General features: G+C 54.8%; 13 protein-coding genes. 3 read left to right on the top strand and 10 right to left on the bottom strand.

All coding sequences use genetic code 11. The features are described 5' to 3' along the window. The first annotated feature begins 3 nt into the window (after positions 1-3). Positions 4-1,938, top strand: a complete 1,935-nt coding sequence (thiC, locus tag AC2CF9_RS17615; RefSeq protein ID WP_484557570.1) for a phosphomethylpyrimidine synthase ThiC — start codon at positions 4-6, stop codon at positions 1,936-1,938. Further along, positions 1,935-2,579, top strand: a complete 645-nt coding sequence (gene thiE, locus AC2CF9_RS17610) for a thiamine phosphate synthase (RefSeq protein WP_145340019.1) — start codon at positions 1,935-1,937, stop codon at positions 2,577-2,579. Before thiC ends, thiE begins: the two co-directional genes overlap by 4 nt. A gap of 161 nt (positions 2,580-2,740) precedes the next feature. On the opposite strand, the gene AC2CF9_RS17605 is transcribed toward thiE, so the two are convergent. Then, complete coding sequence (locus AC2CF9_RS17605; RefSeq protein ID WP_484557569.1) at positions 2,741-4,198, bottom strand: aminotransferase-like domain-containing protein; 1,458 nt, start codon at positions 4,196-4,198, stop codon at positions 2,741-2,743. 176 nt (positions 4,199-4,374) lie between these two features. Here AC2CF9_RS17605 and AC2CF9_RS17600 point away from each other — a divergent pair, with 176 nt between their 5' ends. Then, a complete protein-coding gene (locus AC2CF9_RS17600) occupies positions 4,375-4,563 on the top strand; it encodes a DUF1127 domain-containing protein (protein ID WP_484557568.1) in 189 nt (62 codons plus the stop codon). Positions 4,564-4,623: 60 nt separating this feature from the next. Here the strand turns inward: AC2CF9_RS17600 and rpoC are convergent, their stop codons facing one another. The 9 genes from rpoC to AC2CF9_RS17555 form a co-directional block, all read right to left on the bottom strand. Further along, positions 4,624-8,847, bottom strand: a complete 4,224-nt coding sequence (gene rpoC / locus AC2CF9_RS17595) for a DNA-directed RNA polymerase subunit beta' (RefSeq protein ID WP_039381836.1) — start codon at positions 8,845-8,847, stop codon at positions 4,624-4,626. A 78-nt stretch (positions 8,848-8,925) separates the two neighbouring features. Further along, positions 8,926-12,954 carry a DNA-directed RNA polymerase subunit beta gene (rpoB, locus tag AC2CF9_RS17590; protein ID WP_039381834.1) on the bottom strand — a complete coding sequence of 1,343 codons (4,029 nt, stop codon included), beginning with the start codon at positions 12,952-12,954 and terminating at the stop codon, positions 8,926-8,928. Positions 12,955-13,280: 326 nt separating this feature from the next. Beyond that, a complete protein-coding gene (gene rplL, locus AC2CF9_RS17585; protein ID WP_065648601.1) occupies positions 13,281-13,643 on the bottom strand; it encodes a 50S ribosomal protein L7/L12 in 363 nt (120 codons plus the stop codon). A gap of 66 nt (positions 13,644-13,709) precedes the next feature. After that, the gene (rplJ, locus tag AC2CF9_RS17580) at positions 13,710-14,207 is read right to left on the bottom strand and encodes a 50S ribosomal protein L10 (protein ID WP_065648600.1); all 498 of its coding nucleotides are present in this window, start codon (positions 14,205-14,207) and stop codon (positions 13,710-13,712) included. A 350-nt stretch (positions 14,208-14,557) separates the two neighbouring features. Continuing rightward, positions 14,558-15,262, bottom strand: coding sequence for a 50S ribosomal protein L1 (gene rplA, locus AC2CF9_RS17575; RefSeq protein WP_150018763.1), 705 nt, complete (start codon positions 15,260-15,262; stop codon positions 14,558-14,560). A 3-nt stretch (positions 15,263-15,265) separates the two neighbouring features. Further along, positions 15,266-15,694: a 50S ribosomal protein L11 gene (gene rplK, locus AC2CF9_RS17570; RefSeq protein ID WP_013507401.1), complete on the bottom strand. Its 429-nt coding sequence runs from the start codon at positions 15,692-15,694 to the stop codon at positions 15,266-15,268. 146 nt (positions 15,695-15,840) lie between these two features. Then, positions 15,841-16,386 carry a transcription termination/antitermination protein NusG gene (gene nusG, locus AC2CF9_RS17565; protein ID WP_039381825.1) on the bottom strand — a complete coding sequence of 182 codons (546 nt, stop codon included), beginning with the start codon at positions 16,384-16,386 and terminating at the stop codon, positions 15,841-15,843. 1 nt (position 16,387) lies between these two features. After that, positions 16,388-16,771 carry a preprotein translocase subunit SecE gene (secE, locus tag AC2CF9_RS17560; protein ID WP_039381824.1) on the bottom strand — a complete coding sequence of 128 codons (384 nt, stop codon included), beginning with the start codon at positions 16,769-16,771 and terminating at the stop codon, positions 16,388-16,390. A gap of 230 nt (positions 16,772-17,001) precedes the next feature. After that, a partial coding sequence (locus AC2CF9_RS17555) for an EF-Tu C-terminal domain-related protein (protein ID WP_219927954.1) occupies positions 17,002-17,075 on the bottom strand: 74 nt, incomplete at its 5' end.

The following is a 17,075-nucleotide window of genomic DNA, read 5'->3' as shown; positions in this document are numbered from 1 at the left end:
GCTATGTCTGCTGCTAAACCTTCTCGTCGTGAACAGCGCGCGCAAGCGCAGGATTTTATCAACTCGCTGCAGGGCACCGCCTTTCCCAGCTCACAGCGTATCTGGATCAGCGGCAGCCGCGCCGATATTCGCGTGCCGATGCGTGAAATCCAGCTCAGCCCCACCCATACCGGCGGCACCAAAGCGGAGCCACAGTACGAAATCAATGAGCCGGTTCCGGTCTATGACACCGCTGGCGCCTATGGCGATCCGCAGGCCACTATCGATGTACATCAGGGACTGGCAAAGCTGCGCGCCGCGTGGATAGACGAGCGTGATGACAGTGAACCGGTTATGCAGCGCAGTTCCGCTTATACCCAGCAGCGTCTGGCCGATGAGGGACTGGACCATCTGCGCTTTGAATCGCTGCCTTCTCCGCGCCGGGCAAAGCCTGGCCGCTGCGTCACGCAGCTGCACTACGCCCGTCAGGGCATCGTGACGCCGGAGATGGAGTTTATCGCGATACGTGAAAATATGGGGCGCGAACGGATTCGCAGCGAAGTTCTGCTGCAGCAGCATCCGGGCGAAGCCTTTGGTGCGCACCTGCCGGCGAATATCACCGCAGAATTTGTGCGCGATGAAGTCGCCAGCGGGCGCGCCATTATTCCTTCAAATATCAACCACCCCGAATCGGAACCGATGATTATTGGCCGTAATTTTCTGGTGAAGATCAACGCCAATATCGGCAACTCTGCGGTCAGCTCCTCGATTGAAGAGGAGGTTGAAAAGCTGGTGTGGTCCACGCGCTGGGGTGCCGATACCGTAATGGACCTCTCCACCGGCCGCTACATTCATGAAACGCGCGAGTGGATCCTGCGCAACAGCCCGGTTCCCATCGGCACCGTGCCGATCTATCAGGCGCTGGAGAAGGTGAATGGCATCGCTGAAAACCTTAACTGGGAAATTTTCCGCGATACCCTGCTGGAGCAGGCGGAGCAGGGCGTCGACTACTTCACTATTCACGCCGGCGTGCTGCTGCGCTATGTGCCGATGACGGCCAGACGCCTGACCGGTATCGTGTCGCGCGGCGGCTCAATCATGGCGAAATGGTGCCTGTCACATCACCAGGAGAGTTTTCTCTATCAGCATTTCCGCGATATCTGTGAAATCTGCGCCGCTTATGACGTGGCCCTCTCGCTGGGCGATGGCCTGCGCCCGGGATCGATTCAGGATGCCAACGATGAGGCGCAGTTTGCAGAACTCAGAACCTTAGGTGAGCTGACCAAAATCGCCTGGGAGTATGACGTGCAGGTGATGATTGAAGGACCGGGCCATATTCCGATGCAGATGATCCGGCGCAACATGACCGAGCAGCTCGACCATTGCCATGAAGCGCCCTTTTATACGCTTGGCCCGCTGACCACCGATATCGCACCGGGCTATGACCACTTTACCTCCGGTATTGGCGCGGCGATGATTGGCTGGTTTGGCTGCGCCATGCTCTGCTATGTAACGCCGAAAGAGCACCTCGGGCTGCCCAATAAAGAGGATGTCAAGCAGGGGCTTATCACCTATAAGATCGCCGCGCATGCCGCCGATCTGGCCAAAGGGCATCCTGGGGCGCAGATCCGCGATAACGCTATGTCCAAAGCGCGCTTTGAATTCCGCTGGGAAGATCAGTTTAACCTCGCGCTGGATCCGCATACCGCCCGCGCCTACCACGATGAGACGCTGCCGCAGGAATCGGGCAAAGTTGCGCACTTCTGTTCTATGTGCGGGCCGAAGTTCTGCTCAATGAAAATTACCCAGGAAGTGCGGGAGTTTGCGGCGCGCCAGCAGGCTGAGGCACAGCCGGTTGAAGTGGCTGAAGTGGGAATGGCAGAGATGTCTGAAACATTCCGCCGCCGCGGAGGCGAGCTCTATCATCCTGCTGATGCGACCGGTAAGGAGAAAGCATGACAACCGCGTTTGCTGCGACTGCCCCGCAGCTGGGACTCTATCCGGTGGTTGACAGCGTCAGCTGGATCGAACGCCTGCTGGCCGCTGGAGTACGCACGATCCAGCTGCGCATCAAAGATCTGCCGGATCGGGACGCAGAAGACGCGGTGCGTGAAGCGATTGCGCTGGGCCGGCACTATCACGCACGGCTGTTCATTAATGATTACTGGCGGCTGGCTATTGCGCATCAGGCATACGGCGTACACCTGGGTCAGGAGGATCTGGAGGTGGCGGATCTGCAGGCGATTCAGCAGGCGGGCCTGCGGCTGGGCATCTCAACGCATGATGACGCAGAGCGGGAGCGCGCGGTGGCACTGCGCCCCTCCTATATTGCACTGGGGCACATCTTCCCCACGCAAACCAAGCAGATGCCGTCTGCGCCGCAGGGAGTGGTCCGGCTGCAGCAACACCTGCCGCATCTGCAGGGTATCCCTGCGGTCGCTATCGGCGGCATTTCACTGGCGCGCGTGCCTGAGGTGCTGGCGACCGGTGTCGGCAGCGTGGCGGTTGTCAGCGCCATCACGCAGGCGGCTGACTGGCGCGCGGCCACCGCTGATCTGCTGCGGCTGGTGGGAAGCGGAACGCCGATCGCAGAGGCCTGAAAATTGGTGTAACCCGCGCAGAAATGGCGCAAGCCGGCCCGCAGGGGTAGCCAGCAGGCCTCGTCTGCGCGCCGGAAACCGTTACAGTACGTCTGCCCGCTGTGATTTGCAGCGGGCCAGGGCTGGTTCCCCTTCTCTTCCTCCAGCCCTGCCTTTCCGGTTTACTCCGCCACCAGCTGCTCCGCCTGATGTTTGTCGCTGCTGCACGCCTGCATGGCGCGCTCTACCGCCGTTCCCAGCCGCGCCAGCGCCTGCTCCGTCTGTTCATTCATGGGCAAGCCGTAATTGAGTCGCAGACAGTTACGGTATTTACCCGCAGCGGAAAACAGAGAACCCACGGCGACCTGCAGGCTGGCCTCGCGCAGCTCGGCATTAAGCCGCACCGCATCAAACGCCTCCGGCAGCTCAATCCACATCAGAAACCCACCCTGCGGGCGCGATACGCAGATGCCGCAGGGAAAGTAGTGCCGCACCCAGCAGCTGAATGTTTCATAGTTGCGCTGATACACCTGGCGCATACGGCGCAGGTGCGGGAGATAGTGGCCCTGGCGAATAAACTCCGCCACGGTGTGCTGCGGCAGCGTGGCCGTGGATCCGGTGCCGATATATTTCATATGCAGTACCCTGTCGCGATAGCGACCCGGTGCCACCCAGCCCACCCGCAGCCCCGGTGCCAGCGTTTTTGAAAATGAGCTGCAGAGCAGCACGCGGCCATCCATGTCGAGCGATTTGAGCGTGACAGGACGCGGGTAGTCCCATGCCAGCTCGCCATAGACATCATCCTCTATGATGGCGGCATCAACCCGCTGCGCCAGCGCCAGCAGCGCCCGCTTGCGCGCTTCCGGCATAATAAAACCCAGCGGATTATTGCAGTTTGGCACCACCACTACGGCTTTGATTGGCCACTGCTCAAACGCCAGCTCCAGTGCCTCAAGGCTGATCCCGGTGACTGAGTCGGTCGGGATTTCAATCACCCTGATCCCCAGTCCGCGCAATGTCTGCATCGTGCCATGAAACGCGGGCGACTCTACCGCAATAATGTCACCCGGCGCACAGACGGCGCGAATGGAAACCGACAGCGCCTCATGGCAGCCGGTGGTGATCACAATATCCTCTGCCGTCAGCTGGCAACCGCTGTCGATGGTCAGGCGCGCCACCTGCTCGCGCAGGGCGCTGACGCCGAGCAGACTGTCATAGTTGAGCAGTTCGGTCTGCTGTTTCTGCGCCAGCCGGCTCATGATTTTCCACAGCGGTTTCAGCGTGGGCTGCGTCAGATCGGGCATGCCGCTGCCCAGCTGCATCACGTCACCGCTGGTGCGGCTGCTGAGGAGTTCCAGCACGGAATCCCACTGCGTAACCTCTACCGGCCGCTGTACCGGGCGCGTCAGCGCAGGCATCGGCGGGGTCGCTTTATGCGTGGCGACAAAATAGCCGGATCGCGGCTGCGGTACGATCAGCTGCTTCTCTTCCAGCAGATGATACGCCTGCTGCACGGTGCTGATACTGACCCCATGCTCGCTACTCAGCGTGCGTACTGAAGGCAGGCGTTCACCGCTGCGATAAAGCCCCTGCTCAATCCGATCGGAGAGCAGGCAGGCCAGATGCTGATAGCGCGTCATTGTATGCTCCTGGCAACAAATCCATCTAAAAAACCAGTACAGATAAGCGCTACTTTTAGCATTCAGACGGGACAAAACGCAATCTGTATGGTTAACAAACCCTGTATTTGGGTCTGTATGGTTTTGACGGGAAAACGGACAATGCTGCTCAGATACCCCTGTTGAGGAGCGAGAGAATGGAATTTGATCAGAATTGTGCTGCAAAACCTTTCAGCGTAACGCTGCCAGACATTATTCGTGCGGCGCTGCGGATGCTGAAGCAGTGGCGTGCCCGACGCGCGACGCGTCAGGTACTGGCTCAGCTTAGCGATAATCAGCTGCGCGATATTGGCCTGACGCGCCACGATGTAAAGTGTAAGCGCTGAGCATCAGGCAAAAAAAAACCCTGCCGGAGCAGGGTTTTTTATCATCGGTGCAGCAGACGATTACTCGTCGTTGTTGCCACCCAGACCAGCGTTCAGCAGCTCAGCCAGGCTTGCAGAGGCTTCATCCGCAGTCACCTGCGGTGCAACCGGTGCTTCACCCGCCTGACGGCGACGCATACGATCCTGATGGTAAGCATAACCGGTACCAGCCGGGATCAGACGACCCACGATAACGTTCTCTTTCAGGCCGCGCAGTTCATCACGCTTGCCTGCTACTGCGGCTTCGGTCAGGACACGCGTGGTCTCCTGGAACGAGGCTGCAGAGATGAACGACTCGGTTGCCAGAGACGCTTTGGTAATACCCAGCAGATCGCGCGCATAGGTTGCGCCGATTTTGCCAGCGGTCTCCAGATCGCGGTTGGAGATCTTGATGCGGGAGACTTCTGCCTGCTCGCCTTCAAGGAACTCCGAGCTACCTGCGCTCATGATAGTCGCTTTACGCAGCATCTGACGTACGATGACTTCGATGTGCTTATCGTTAATCTTAACGCCCTGCAGGCGGTAAACTTCCTGCACTTCGTTAGTGATATAACGCGTTACCGCATGAACGCCACGCAGACGCAGGATGTCGTGTGGTGATTCCGGGCCGTCAGATACGACGTCACCGCGTTCCACGCGCTCACCTTCGAATACGTTAAGCTGACGCCACTTCGGAATCATCTCTTCGTACGGATCGCTGCCATCAACCGGTGTGATCACCAGACGACGCTTACCTTTGGTCTCTTTACCGAAGGAGATGATACCGCTGATCTCCGCCAGAATAGCTGGCTCTTTCGGACGACGCGCTTCGAACAGATCCGCAACGCGCGGCAGACCACCGGTGATATCCTTGGTACCGCCAGATTCCTGCGGAACACGCGCCAGGGTATCACCCGAGCTGATCTTCACGCCATCTTCCAGCTGCACAATCGCTTTACCTGGCAGGAAGTACTGAGCCGGCATGTCGGTGCCCGGGATCAGAACGTCGTTGCCGTTGGCATCAACGATTTTCAGCGCCGGACGCAGGTCTTTACCGCCAGCGGTACGCTCTGCGGAATCCAGTACCACCAGCGATGACAGACCGGTAAGGTCGTCAGTCTGACGGGTAATGGTCTGACCGTCGATCATGTCGGTGAAGCGGATGAAACCACCCACTTCGGTGATTACCGGCATGGTGTGCGGATCCCAGTTTGCTACGGTTTCGCCTGCAGCAACCTGCTCGCCATCACCTTTCGCCATCACCGCACCGTAAGGCACTTTATAGCTCTCTTTGGTACGACCGAACTCGTCGATCATCTTCAGCTCAACGTTACGTGAAACGATAACCAGCTTCCCGGAGGAGTTGGTTACTGACTTCGCGTTGGTCAGCTTGATAGTACCTTTGTTCTTCACCTGAATGCTGGATTCAGCAGCCGCACGCGATGCCGCACCACCGATGTGGAACGTACGCATTGTCAGCTGAGTACCCGGCTCACCGATGGACTGTGCTGCGATAACGCCGATGGCCTCACCTTTGTTGATGATGTGACCACGTGCCAGGTCGCGACCGTAGCAGTGTGCACACACACCGAAGTCGGTTTCACAGCTTACGACTGAACGCACTTTGATGACGTCAACGGAGTTCTCTTCCACTACGTCACACCAGTGCTCATCGATCAGCGTGTTACGCGGGATCAGGATGTCAGCAGTGCCTGGCTTCAGAACGTCTTCAGCCGTTACACGACCCAGTACACGCTCACGCAGCGGCTCTTTAACGTCGCCACCTTCGATAACCGGCGTCATCATGATGCCTTCGAACGTGCCGCAGTCATCTTCGGTAACGACCAGATCCTGCGCCACGTCAACCAGACGACGGGTCAGATAACCGGAGTTTGCCGTTTTCAGTGCGGTATCGGCCAGACCTTTACGTGCACCGTGCGTCGAGATGAAGTACTGCAGTACGTTCAGGCCTTCACGGAAGTTTGCCGTGATAGGCGTCTCGATGATGGAGCCATCTGGCTTCGCCATCAGACCACGCATACCTGCCAGCTGACGAATCTGTGCTGCAGAACCACGCGCACCGGAGTCGGCCATCATGTAGATGCTGTTGAACGAGACCTGCTGCTCTTCTTCGCCGTTACGATTGATAACGGTTTCCGTCTGCAGGTTATCCATCATCGCTTTAGAGACGCGTTCGTTGGCAGCGGCCCAGATATCGATGACTTTGTTATAACGTTCACCCGCCGTAACCAGACCAGACTGGAACTGCTCCTGGATCTCAGCCACTTCAGCTTCAGCTTCAGCGATGATTTCCGCTTTCTTCGCCGGAATAACCATGTCGTCGATACCGACTGATGCACCTGAACGGGCTGCATAGGCGAAACCGGTGTACATGGTCTGGTCAGCAAAGATAACGGTCGGCTTCAGGCCCAGAATGCGGTAACAGGTGTTCAGCATTTTGGAGATCGCTTTCTTACCCAGCGCCTGATTGACGATGGAGTAAGGCAGACCTTTCGGTACGATCATCCACAGAATCGCACGGCCAATGGTCGTGTCGATCAGGCTGGTTTTCGCAACGAGCTCTTCCTGTTCGTTTTTCGCATATTCTGTAATACGCACTTTAACGCGGGCGTGCAGCTCAGCCAGGCCAGCGCGGTAAACACGCTCAGCTTCTTTCGGGCCGGTCAGCACCATGCCTTCGCCTTTGGCGTTTACTTTGTCGCGGGTCATATAGTACAGACCCAGAACAACGTCCTGTGAAGGAACGATGATTGGCTCACCGTTCGCTGGCGACAGAATGTTGTTGGTCGACATCATCAGCGCACGCGCTTCCAGCTGAGCTTCCAGCGTCAGCGGAACGTGTACCGCCATCTGGTCACCATCGAAGTCGGCGTTATAGGCCGCACAGACCAGCGGGTGCAGCTGAATCGCTTTACCTTCGATCAGAACCGGTTCAAACGCCTGGATACCGAGACGGTGCAGCGTTGGCGCACGGTTCAGCAGTACCGGGTGTTCGCGGATAACTTCGTCCAGGATATCCCAGACAACCGCTTCTTCACGCTCAACCATTTTCTTGGCAGCTTTGATGGTGGTAGCAAGACCACGCAGCTCCAGCTTGCCGTAGATGAACGGTTTGAACAGCTCCAGCGCCATTTTCTTCGGCAGACCGCACTGATGCAGACGCAGGTATGGACCCACGGTGATAACCGAACGACCGGAGTAGTCAACGCGTTTACCCAGCAGGTTCTGACGGAAACGACCCTGCTTACCTTTGATCATGTCAGCCAGCGATTTCAGCGGACGCTTGTTAGAGCCGGTGATGGCACGACCGCGACGGCCGTTATCCAGCAGGGCATCTACCGCTTCCTGCAGCATACGCTTTTCGTTACGCACGATGATATCTGGCGCAGCCAGATCCAGCAGACGCTTCAGACGGTTGTTACGGTTGATCACGCGACGATAGAGATCGTTCAGATCTGACGTTGCGAAACGACCACCATCCAGCGGTACCAGCGGACGCAGATCTGGCGGCAGAACCGGCAGAACGGTCAGGATCATCCACTCTGGCTTGTTGCCAGACTGCACGAACGCTTCCAGCAGCTTGATACGCTTGGTCAGCTTTTTACGTTTGGTCTCGGAGTTAGTCTCGTTCAGCTCTTCACGCAGCTGCTCGCACTCCTGCTCCAGATCCATATTTTTCAGCAGTGCCTGGATCGCTTCCGCACCCATCTTCGCGTCAAATTCGTCACCGAACTCTTCCAGCGCGTCAAGATACTGCTCTTCCGTCAGAATCTGACGTTTTTCCAGGTTGGTCATGCCGCCTTCGATAACCACGTAGGATTCGAAGTAGAGGACACGCTCAATGTCACGCAGTGGCATATCCAGCAGCAGGCCGATACGGGACGGCAGCGACTTCAGGAACCAGATGTGTGCAGTAGGTGAAGCCAGCTCGATGTGACCCATACGCTCACGGCGTACTTTGGTCTGCGTCACTTCAACGCCGCACTTCTCGCAGATAACACCGCGATGCTTCAGGCGCTTGTACTTACCGCACAGGCACTCGTAGTCTTTAACCGGTCCGAAAATACGGGCACAGAAAAGACCGTCACGCTCTGGCTTGAAGGTACGGTAGTTAATGGTTTCCGGCTTTTTAACTTCACCAAAAGACCAGGAACGGATCATGTCTGGCGAAGCCAGCGCAATTTTGATCGCATCAAACTCTTCGGTTTTAGTTTGCGCTTTCAGAAACTTAAGTAAGTCTTTCACGGATTAGCTCCCGTCGGAGTGGAACTCTCAGGGACGCGCACCCGGAGTGCGCGTCCCATAACCAGTACTTGCGAGTGCTTACTCGTCTTCCAGCTCGATGTTGATACCCAGCGAGCGGATCTCTTTCAACAGTACGTTGAAAGATTCCGGCATGCCCGGTTCCATCTGATGGTTGCCATCGACGATGTTTTTATACATCTTCGTACGGCCGTTGACGTCATCAGACTTAACGGTAAGCATTTCCTGCAGGGTATACGCGGCACCGTATGCTTCCAGTGCCCACACTTCCATCTCACCGAAGCGCTGACCACCGAACTGCGCCTTACCACCCAGCGGCTGCTGAGTAACGAGGCTGTAGGAGCCGGTCGAACGGGCGTGCATCTTGTCATCAACCAGGTGGTTCAGTTTCAGCATGTACATGTAACCTACGGTTACCTGACGCTCAAACTGCTCACCGGTACGGCCATCAAACAGCGTGATCTGACCAGAAGAAGGCAGGCCGCCGAGCTGCAGCAGCTCTTTGATCTCGCTCTCTTTCGCACCATCGAACACTGGCGTGGCGATTGGCATACCTTTTTTCAGGTTCTCTGCCAGACGCAGCACTTCATCGTCCGAGAAGGTGTTCAGATCAACTTTCTGACGCACGTCGGTGCCCAGATCGTAAGCACGCTGGATAAACTCACGCAGTTTGGCGACTTCTTCCTGCTTCTTCAGCATCGCATTGATCTTCTCACCAATGCCTTTCGCCGCCATACCCAGGTGGGTTTCCAGGATCTGACCGATGTTCATACGCGATGGTACGCCCAGCGGGTTCAGTACGATGTCAACCGGCGTGCCGTTTTCGTCATAAGGCATATCTTCGATCGGGTTGATCTTGGAGATAACACCTTTGTTACCGTGACGACCTGCCATTTTGTCACCAGGCTGGATCTGACGTTTAACGGCCAGATAAACCTTAACGATCTTCAGCACGCCTGGTGCCAGATCGTCGCCCTGGGTGATTTTGCGACGCTTCGCTTCGAGTTTCTTCTCAAACTCGTGCTTCAGCTCATCATACTGTCCGGCCAGCTGCTCGAGAGTATTCTGCTTCTCTTCGTCAGTCAGGCCCAGCTCCAGCCAGCGCTCACGCGGCAGCTTGTCCAGCTTATCCGCTTCAACGCCGCCTGCGATCAGCACAGCCTGAATACGGCTGAACAGACCCGCTTCGAGGATCTGCAGTTCTTCAGACAGGTCTTTCTTCGCCTGCTTCAGCTGCATCTCTTCGATTTCCAGCGCGCGCTTGTCTTTTTCTACGCCATCGCGGGTAAAGACCTGCACATCGATAACGGTACCAGAGACGCCATTCGGTACGCGCAGCGACGAGTCTTTCACGTCGGACGCTTTTTCACCGAAGATAGCGCGCAGCAGTTTCTCTTCTGGCGTCAGCTGGGTTTCGCCTTTAGGCGTTACCTTACCGACCAGAATGTCACCACCGGTGACTTCTGCACCGATATAGACGATACCGGATTCATCCAGCTTGGAGAGCGCAGCTTCGCCGACGTTCGGGATGTCAGCGGTGATCTCTTCCGGCCCCAGTTTGGTGTCACGGGACACGCAAGCCAGTTCCTGAATGTGAATCGTGGTGAAACGGTCTTCCTGCACTACACGCTCTGAGACGAGGATGGAGTCTTCGAAGTTGTAACCGTTCCATGGCATGAACGCCACGCGCATGTTCTGACCCAGCGCCAGCTCACCCAGATCGGTGGATGGACCATCTGCCAGCACGTCACCGCGCTCGATTGGCTCACCCAGAGAGACACACGGCATCTGGTTGATACAGGTGTTCTGGTTTGAACGGGTGTACTTGGTCAGGTTGTAGATGTCGATACCGGCTTCGCCTGCGTACATCTCTTCTTCGTTAACTTTGATAACGATACGGGATGCATCAACATACTGTACGGTACCACCACGTTTCGCGACGGCAGTTACACCGGAGTCAACCGCTACTGCACGCTCCATACCGGTACCTACCAGCGGCTTATCAGCGCGCAGGGTCGGGACCGCCTGACGTTGCATGTTCGCACCCATCAGGGCGCGGTTAGCATCATCGTGTTCCAGGAACGGGATCAGTGACGCACCGACAGAAACCACCTGCTGGGTGGAAACGTCCATGTAGTCAACCTGATCGCGGCTGAACAGGCTCGACTCACCTTTGCTGCGGCAGGTGACGAGATCGTCAACAAAGCTGCCATCATCAGCAAGGTTGGTGTTCGCCTGAGCGATAACGTAGTTACCCTCTTCAATCGCAGAGAGGTAATGAATTTCGTCACTCACTTTGCCATCAACAACGCGACGGTATGGTGTCTCAAGGAAACCATATTCGTTGGTTTGCGCGTAGACAGAGAGTGAGTTGATCAGGCCGATGTTCGGGCCTTCCGGCGTTTCGATTGGACATACGCGACCGTAGTGAGTCGGGTGTACGTCACGCACTTCAAAGCCAGCACGCTCACGGGTCAGACCGCCTGGGCCCAGAGCAGAAATACGGCGCTTATGCGTAATTTCAGACAGCGGGTTGTTCTGGTCCATAAACTGAGACAGCTGGCTGGAACCAAAGAACTCTTTCACTGCGGCTGAAATTGGCTTGGCGTTAATCATATCCTGCGGCATCAGCGTATCGAGATCGCCCAGTGACAGACGCTCTTTCACTGCACGCTCAACGCGAACCAGACCTACGCGGAACTGGTTCTCAGCCATCTCACCGACAGAACGGATACGACGGTTACCAAGGTGATCGATGTCATCCACTTCACCGATACCGTTACGGATACCGATCAGCTTCTTCATCACCTCGATGATATCTTCTTTGCTCAGGATACCTGAACCTTCGATCTCATCGCGCAGCAGAGAACGGTTGAACTTCATGCGGCCGACCGCAGAGAGATCGTAACGATCTTCAGAGAAGAACAGGTTCTCAAACAGGTTTTCCGCTGCTTCACGCGTTGGCGGCTCGCCCGGACGCATCATACGGTAGATCTCAACCAGCGCGCTCAGGCGATCGTTGGTTGGGTCAACACGCAGGGTCTCGGAGATATAAGGGCCGTGATCCAGATCGTTGGTGAACAGGGTTTCGATGCGCTTGTGGCCCGACTGGCTCAGTTTCGCCAGCAGATCCAGTGACAGCTCCATGTTAGCCGGAACAATCAGCTCACCGGTGTTCAGATCGATGTAGTCTTTAGCAACGACTTTACCGGCGATATATTCAACCGGAACTTCGATATGCTGAACGCTATCTTTTTCCAGCTGGCGAATATGACGCGCAGTGATGCGACGACCTTTCTCAACGTAGACCGTACCGTTGGCTTCGATATCGAAGGAAGCCGTTTCGCCACGCAGGCGCTCAGGCACCAGTTCCATCTGCAGCTTGTTGTCGCGGATTTCAAAGACCACTTTTTCGAAGAACAGATCGAGGATCTGCTCAGTGGTGTATTCCAGCGCGCGCAGGATGATACTGGCCGGCAGCTTACGACGGCGGTCAATACGGACGAACAGGTTATCTTTTGGATCGAACTCGAAGTCGAGCCATGAACCACGGTAAGGGATGATACGTGCGTTATAAAGCACTTTACCGGAAGAGTGCGTTTTACCCTTATCGCTGTCAAAGAACACGCCAGGACTACGATGCAGCTGAGAAACGATAACACGCTCAGTACCATTGATAACAAAGGTACCGTTGTCAGTCATGAGTGGAATTTCACCCATGTAGACTTCTTGTTCTTTGATGTCTTTGACGGTGCCTTCCGGCGCTTCGCGCTCGTAGATCACCAGACGCAATTTCACGCGCAGCGGTGCCGAATAGGTCACGCCACGGATCTGACATTCAGTGACGTCAAAGACCGGCTCACCCAGGCGATAGCTGACATACTGCAATTCAGAGTTGCCGCTGTAGCTCGCGATTGGGAACACGGAACGGAAGGCTGCTTCCAGACCGTACTGGCCTTCTGGATCTTGCTCGATGAACTTCTGAAACGAGTCAAGCTGGATAGAAAGGAGATAGGGAACATCCAGAACTTGTGGACGTTTACCAAAATCCTTACGAATACGTTTTTTCTCGGTATAGGAGTAAACCATAGGGTTCCTCAGCTAGCTGACAAGTCGACCCACGCTGTCCGTCCTGACGGGACAGTTATGCAACACTATTTTTGTTTTTCATGCGATGCGTGGCACCCCATGCAATACATCTTTCTATCACTCTTAAATCATTTCATCGCTATTGTGCCGGCAGGGAACCTTCACAGGAGAGCGGTATATTAAGGCGTCGATAGAAAAAGATATTGAAGAGAAACAATGGATAAACAGTGCGAAACGCCATCGTTCCCCTGTAGCGCAAAAAGGCTGGTGACCAAAAAGTCACCAGCCATCAGCCCGATTACTCAGACTGCAACCCTAAGGTTGTCTTACTTAACTTCAACTTCAGCGCCAGCTTCTTTCAGAGCAGCTTCAAGTGCAGCTGCGTCATCTTTGCTGATGCCTTCTTTGATCACGCCAGTCGCTTCAACCAGATCTTTGGCTTCTTTCAGGCCCAGACCAGTTGCAGTACGTACTGCTTTGATGACTGCTACTTTGTTCGCGCCAGCTGCTTTCAGCACAACGTCGAACTCAGTTTTCTCTTCAACAGCTTCAGCCGGGCCAGCAGCTACAGCTACAGCAGCAGCAGCAGAAACGCCGAATTTTTCTTCCATAGCAGAAACCAGCTCAACTACTTCCATTACGGACATAGCTGCAACGGCTTCCAGGATTTGATCTTTAGTGATAGACATGTCGATTGTTCCTAAAATTCACAAAAAGTTTATACGTAAGCAGGTACGAAGGAAAAGAGAGAGGCCTTAAGCCGCTTCTTTTGCATCGCGTACAGCAGCCAGAGTGCGAACCAGTTTGCCAGCAGCGGCTTCTTTCATGGTCGACATCAGACGTGCCAGTGCTTCTTCGTAAGTCGGCAGAGTTGCCAGACGGTCAATATTGTCCGCCGTGATCAGCTCACCTTCAAAGGCTGCAGCTTTGACCTCAAATTTTGCATTCGCTTTCGCGAACTCTTTGAACAGACGAGCAGCAGCGCCCGGGTGTTCCATAGAGTATGCAATCAGGGTCGGACCAACAAACGTGTCTTTCAGGCACTCAAAAGGAGTACCTTCAACGACGCGGCGCAGCAGGGTGTTGCGAACAACACGCATGTAAACGCCAGCTTCACGACCTGCTTTACGCAGTTCAGTCATTTTATCAACGGTAACGCCACGGGAATCCGCAACAACCGCTGAAAGCGCGCCTTTGGCTACTTCGCTAACTTCAGCAACAATCGCTTGTTTGCCTTGAAGATTTAATGCCATTAGCTTTGCTCCTGGATTTGACCGGGAAAAATTTCCCGGAACTCACTTCACCTGACCGCCCGAAAGCAGCAGGCGCTATTACACGGTGAGCAGAATCCAGTGAAGAAATAAATCTTTTTGGTTCTGTCACCGTCTACGCAGGATATTAAGCAGAGTTTCCGAAGAAATTTCCGCTCCTGCGGTCTTGGACGGAGGCCAGGATCAGGCCTGGCTCCAACCTTAGCCGCTGTATTTTAATGCATTACCACATTAAGCCGCAGCGGCTATGAATTTGGGTTCTGAGAACAGTGTTCATTCAGAACAACGGGCGTAAGATTCTAGATGAATTTTTCGCCCGTTTCAAGCAGCAATTAGTTTGCTGCTGCGTTCAGACCAGCCTGGTCAACGGCAACGCCGGCGCCCATGGTGGTAGAGATGCTGACTTTCTTGATGTACACGCCTTTAGCCTGAGCAGGTTTTGCTTTTTTCAGCGCAACCAGCAGAGATTCCAGGTTTTCTTTCAGTTTGTCAGTATCGAAGTCCACTTTACCGATGGTAGTGTGGATGATGCCGTTTTTGTCGTTACGATAACGAACCTGACCTGCTTTAGCGTTCTTAACCGCTTCAGCAACGTTTGGCGTTACAGTACCAACTTTCGGGTTTGGCATCAGACCACGTGGACCCAGAACCTGGCCCAGCTGGCCAACAACGCGCATTGCATCCGGAGATGCGATAACGACGTCAAAGTTCATTTCGCCTTTTTTGATCTGATCGGCCAGATCTTCCATACCCACCAGCTCAGCGCCAGCTGCTTTAGCAGCTTCAGCGTTTGCGCCCTGGGTAAAGACAGCAACACGTACTGAACGACCAGTACCGTGTGGCAGAACGGTTGCACCACGTACGTTCTGATCAGATTTACGTGCATCGATGCCGAGGTTAACAGCAACGTCTACGCTTTCTGTGAATTTGGCAGTAGCCAGTTCTTTCAGCAGAGCAACAGCTTCGTTGATGTCGTACTGTTTAGTTGCATCAACTTTGTCACGGATCACGCGCATGCGCTTGGTCAGCTTAGCCATTTCTTAATCCTCCACTACCAGGCCCATGGAACGAGCAGTACCTTCGATAGAGCGAGTCATCGCTTCTACGTCAGCACCAGTCATGTCCGCAGCTTTGGTTTCTGCGATTTCACGTACCTGAGCACGAGTTACTTTACCGACTTTGTCTTTGTTCGGCTTACCAGAACCAGACTTGATGCCCGCTGCTTTTTTCAGCAGTACGGCAGCCGGAGGCGTTTTGGTAACGAAGGTGAAAGAACGGTCGCTATATACAGTGATAACAACTGGAGTAGGCAGGCCTTTCTCCAGAGATTCTGTTTTGGCGTTAAACGCTTTACAGAATTCCATGATGTTAACACCCTGCTGACCCAGAGCCGGACCAACCGGTGGGCTCGGGTTAGCCATACCAGCTGCAACCTGCAGCTTAACGTAGGCTTGTACTTTCTTGGCCATGATAATTCCTCTATTGGGTATAGCGCCTGAAAACAGGCTCCCCGTGGTAACGATTTACCCGCCGTTGCCAGCGTGTAAAAACAAAAGGCGCGAAATTATAGGTAAATTTCGCGCCTTCTGCAAGAGTCAAAAAGTGAACAAAAGGGTTAACCTTTCTCCACCTGAGCAAAATCGAGCTCAACCGGTGTTGCACGACCAAAGATAGAGACCGACACTTTCAGGCGGCTCTTCTCATAGTCAACTTCTTCGACCACGCCGTTGAAGTCAGCAAACGGACCGTCGTTGACGCGTACCATCTCGCCTGGCTCAAACAGCGTTTTCGGACGCGGCTTATCACCTACCTGCTGCAGGCGGTTCATAATCGCATCAACTTCTTTGTCACTGATTGGTGCAGGACGGTCAGATGTACCGCCAATGAAGCCCATTACACGCGGTACACTGCGCACCAGGTGCCAGCTGGCGTCATTCATCACCATCTGTACCAGCACGTAGCCAGGGAAGAATTTGCGCTCGCTTTTGCGACGCTGACCGCCACGGATTTCAACGACTTCTTCAGTCGGCACCATGACGTCACCAAACAGTTCTTCCATGTTGTGCAGTTTGATATGCTCTTGCAGCGACTTCGCTACGCGGGCTTCAAAACCGGAGAACGCCTGAACGACGTACCAGCGTTTTTTTGGAGCTTCAGACATCTCAGAACCTCAGGCCAGTAATAAACGATACCAGACGGACCAGAATACCATCCAGCCCCCACAAAATCAGTGACATCACGGCCGTAACCGCGGCAACGATTAGCGTGGTATGTAAGGTTTCCTGACGGGTTGGCCAGATAACCTTGCGCATTTCGGTTCTTGCTTCACGAGCAAAAGCCACGGTTGCTTTACCTTTGATAGTCAGTAAAGCGATGCCACCCGCAGCAGCGATCAGCACTACTACAGCCAGCGCACGTAAGGGCAGCGTAATATCGCGATAGAGATAGTTGCCTACAATGGCAACCAGCAGTAACGCAATCACAGCTACCCACTTTATCGCTTCCAGGCCGCGCCCGCTCCCTTGAGCTTCGGTATTCGCACTCATAAACCAACCTGCCACAATAATTCAGAAACTATTCTGCCCCGCGTATAGGCGAGGCATCCAAACCGAATGAGCTGTTGGGCATAACTCGGTCTCCAGCGCTGTAAAACAGAGCCTGTCTCAGCAATGATTATGATTGAAAATCACTGATGAGCCAGGTTCTAAGTGACAGCGTGCAAAAAGGGCATCAAATGATGCCCTTTTCATGCGCATTGCGTCAAATACTATCGCAATTAAGCGATAACAGAAGCAACAACGCCCGCGCCAACGGTACGGCCGCCTTCGCGGATTGCGAAGCGCAGACCCT

The sequence above is a fragment of the Pantoea sp. SYBGC1 genome (genome assembly GCF_057197005.1).
Note: the sequence above shows the minus strand (reverse complement) of the source record. Positions and strands in the feature narration are given on the sequence as shown.